Here is a 3,883-nt window from a genome sequence, read left to right as displayed (position 1 = left end):
CCCCCTCCTGCAAGGCAGCGCCGCCACGGCGCGTGCCTGACTCGAAAGGTGCCACCGGCTCCATGGACTTCGCTGCCTTCCTGAGCAACTACGGCCTCATCATCCTGCTGGTCGTGCTCCTCGTCTTCATGTTCTGGAGCTCCCGCCGCCGTATGCAGAAGCAGAAGGCCGAGCAGGAGCAGAAGGCGCGCCAGACTGTGCCCGGCTCGGAGGTCCTCCTTCAGGGCGGCCTGTACGGCACGATCGTGTCGTACGACGCCGAGAACCTCGACCAGCCCGCGATCGTCGAGCTCGCGCCCGGCGTCGAGATCAAGGTCCACAGCCAGGCGATCCTGCGTGTCGTGACCCCCGGCGCCGACGCCGTCACCGAGGACGAGTACCTCGAGGCCGAAGAGAGCCACGCCGAGTACGCCGAGGGCGTCGCCAACGGCGACATCAGCTCGATCAGCGACGACGCCGCCGCGGCGAAGGACAAGGACGCCGACAAGGGCGACGCCGCGTCCGGCACCAAGGCACAGGACTAAGTCTCACCGTTCGCCCGTTCGGGCACTCCAGAAAGCGAAGACGTGGCGACATCCACTCCCGTCCGGCATGCGTGGCGCGCGCTGACCGGCCTCCTCGTCATCACGGCGATCCTGTTCGGCGTCAACGCCATCGGCGTCATGCTCGGCAAGAGCTCGTGGGTGCCGTCCCTCGCGCTCGACCTGCAGGGCGGCACGCAGATCGTGCTGGAGGCCGAGACGGCCAGCGGCGCCGATCCGACCGCCGAGCAGATGGAGCAGGCCGTCACGATCATCCGCCAGCGCGTCGACGCCTCGGGCGTCGGCGAGGCCGACGTAACCACGCAGGCCGGCAACCAGATCGTCGTGCAGATCCCCGGCCAGGCGGACGACGAGACGCGCAACCGCATCGAGGCGTCCGCTCAGCTGCAGCTGCGTGCCGTGCTGTACACCGGCGCACCCGCGAACACGTTCGTCGGCGACGACGGCAACGCGACGCCGTACCCGACGCCGGACCCGTCGCTCCAGGCCACTCCGACCGCGTCGCCGACCAACGGCAGCGACCCCGCGTGGATCACGCCGGCGCTGCAGGCCGAGTACCTCGCGTACGACTGCTCGGACCCGGCGAACGACCCGGCCAACGCCCCCAAGGATGAGCCGCTCATCACGTGCGACAAGGACGGCACGGTCAAGTACATCCTCGGACCGGTCGAGCTGGACGGCTCGTCCATCGACGACGCAACGTTCGGTCTGCAGACCAACAACAACCAGTGGGCCGTCAACCTGCAGTTCGACGCCGACGGCACCAAGACCTTCGGCGAGATCAGCCAGCGCCTCTACGGCGCGACCGCACCGCTGAACCAGTTCGCGTTCGTGCTCGACGGCTACGTGCTGTCGGCCCCGTCGATGAACGGCGTGATCCTCGACGGCAAGCCCAGCATCACGGGCAGCTTCACGCAGGAGAGCGCCAAGGTGCTCGCGGACCAGCTGAAGTACGGCGCCCTGCCGCTGAGCTTCACGGTCGTGAGCTCGGACTCCGTGTCGGCCACGCTGGGCTCGCAGCAGCTCATGATCGGCCTCATCGCGGGACTCATCGGTCTGGCGCTCGTGGCGATCTACTCGCTGATCGTCTACCGCGCGCTCGGGTTCATCATCATCGCGTCCCTCGTCGTGATGGCCGTGCTGACGTACATCACGCTCTGCATCCTGGCGTGGCGCATGGGCTTCCGCCTGTCGCTCGCCGGCGTCGCTGGCCTCATCGTGACGATCGGCTTCACCGCCGACTCCTTCATCGTCTACTTCGAGCGCATCCGCGACGAGCTGCGAGACGGCAAGTCGATCACGGCCGCGGTCGAGGACGGCTGGGGTCGCGCGAAGCGCACGATCTACATCTCGAAGTCGATCAACGTCCTCGCGGCCATCGTGCTGTACATCCTCGCGGATGCCACGGTCAAGGGATTCGCCTTCACCCTCGGTCTCACGACCGCGATCGACGTCCTGATCTTCATCCTGTTCACCCACCCGGTGCTGCAGCTGCTGGCGCGGACCAAGTTCTTCGGCTCGGGCCACCCACTCTCGGGCCTGGACCCCACGGCGCTCGGTGCCGTCTACCGCGGCCGCGCGCAGTTCCGCGACCCGGTGCTCACCACCGGCACCGCGGGACGCCGCAACGCCAAGTCCCGCGGCGAGGCCGCACGTCGCCAGACGATCGCCGAGCGCAAGCAGGCGGAGCAGGCGGCCGCCGAGAGCGGCGGTAAACCGGTCACGACCGTCAAGGAGGGGGACGACTGATGCGCTCCATGAACCAGCTCGGCAACGACCTCTACTCCGGCAAGACCTCGTTCCCGTTCGTCGGCCGGCGGCGGCTGTGGTTCCTCATCGCCGCGATCCTGGTCGTCGCCTCGGCCCTCGTGCCGATCTTCCGCCCCATCCAGTTCTCGATCGAGTTCACGGGTGGATCGCAGTTCACCGTGAGCGGCGTGGCGACGCCGGTCGACCAGCTGCTCGCGACCGAGGCCGTCCACTCTGTGGTGCCCGACGCGACCACGAAGGTCACCACGATCGGCGAGGACACCGTGCGTGTGCAGACCGATCAGCTCGAGTCGCACGAGAGCCGCCAGGTGTCGGAGGCCCTCGCCAAGGCCTACGACGTGCCGACCGACGAGGTCAGCGCCTCGTTCATCGGCCCGAGCTGGGGCGCGGACGTCACCCGCCAGTCGCTGTGGGGTCTCGCGATCTTCCTCGCGCTGACGTTCCTGATCCTCGCGCTGTACTTCCGCACCTGGAAGATGTCGGTCTCGGCCATCATCGGCCTCGTGGACGTGCTCGTGATCACGATCGGCATCTACGCGGTGTTCGGCTTCGAGATCTCGCCCGCGGCCGTCATCGGCTTCCTGACGATCCTGTCGTACGCCCTGTACGACACGACGGTCGTGTTCGACAAGATCAGGGAGAACACCAGTGAGGACGGGGAGGTGTCGGGCCGCACCTTCGGCGAGTCCGTCAACCTCGCGGTGAACCAGACCCTCGTCCGCTCGATCAATACCACGGTGGTGGCGGTCCTGCCGACCGGCGCGATCCTGTTCATCGGCTTGGTGTGGGTGGGGGCGCAGACGCTCACCGACCTGTCGCTCGCGATCTTCGTGGGCACGATCGTCGCCGCCTACTCGACCCTGTTCGTCGCATCGCCGCTGTACTCGCTGCTGCGTGAGAACGAGCCGGCCATCAAGACGCGCGACGCGCGCGTGCTCGACGCCCGCGCCCTCGCGGGCACCCCGGTCTGAACGCGACGACTGGGCCGGTGATGCCGGCCCAGTCGTCCGCGGTCGGGTGCACCCGCCCGCGGGCGTAGGATTGTGGGATTCGGCTGAGGGAGGGGATTCGTGTGACCGAGACCATCCCGCCCGCCCAGTCGTCCTCGCTGCGCCGCCTCGTGCCGCGGATATTCTCGCGATCCGCACGCCGCGACGATGTCGAGCAACTGCTTCGGACAGTGCGGACGCACCATCCCAAGGGTGATCTCTCGATCATCGAGCGCGCCTACTCGGTGGCCGAGCGCGCGCACTCCGGTCAGGCCCGGCAGAGCGGCGAGCCGTACATCACGCACCCGCTCGCTGTGGCGCAGATCCTCGCCGACTTGGGGTTGGGCCCGCGCGCGATCGCCGCGGCGCTGCTGCACGACACCGTCGAAGACACGGACTACTCGCTCGAGACGCTCACCGCCGAGTTCGGCGACGAGGTCGCGATGCTCGTGGACGGCGTCACCAAGCTCGACAAGGTCAAGTACGGCGAGAGCGCGCAGGCCGAGACTGTCCGCAAGATGATCGTCGCGATGTCGCGCGACATCCGCGTGCTCCTCATCAAGCTCGCGGACCGGCTCCACA

At 68.1% G+C, this 3,883-nt stretch carries 4 protein-coding genes; all 4 read left to right on the top strand.

Annotation, left to right across the window (positions count from 1 at the left end; all coding sequences use genetic code 11):
- Positions 1–62 precede the first annotated feature (62 nt).
- Positions 63–524 carry a preprotein translocase subunit YajC gene (locus ACTHNQ_RS14730; RefSeq protein WP_440334545.1) on the top strand — a complete coding sequence of 154 codons (462 nt, stop codon included), beginning with the start codon at positions 63–65 and terminating at the stop codon, positions 522–524.
- Positions 525–566: 42 nt separating this feature from the next.
- Positions 567–2,291 carry a protein translocase subunit SecD gene (gene secD, locus ACTHNQ_RS14725; RefSeq protein ID WP_440334543.1) on the top strand — a complete coding sequence of 575 codons (1,725 nt, stop codon included), beginning with the start codon at positions 567–569 and terminating at the stop codon, positions 2,289–2,291.
- A complete protein-coding gene (gene secF / locus ACTHNQ_RS14720) occupies positions 2,291–3,283 on the top strand; it encodes a protein translocase subunit SecF (RefSeq protein WP_440334541.1) in 993 nt (330 codons plus the stop codon). Before secD ends, secF begins: the two co-directional genes overlap by 1 nt.
- A gap of 101 nt (positions 3,284–3,384) precedes the next feature.
- Positions 3,385–3,883 (top strand): HD domain-containing protein (locus tag ACTHNQ_RS14715; RefSeq protein ID WP_440334539.1); only part of this gene is annotated, 499 nt, incomplete at its 3' end.

The organism is Microbacterium sp. (genome assembly GCF_051953575.1).
Lineage (GTDB): Bacteria > Actinomycetota > Actinomycetes > Actinomycetales > Microbacteriaceae > Microbacterium.
This window is presented reverse-complemented; position numbering and strand designations above follow the sequence as displayed.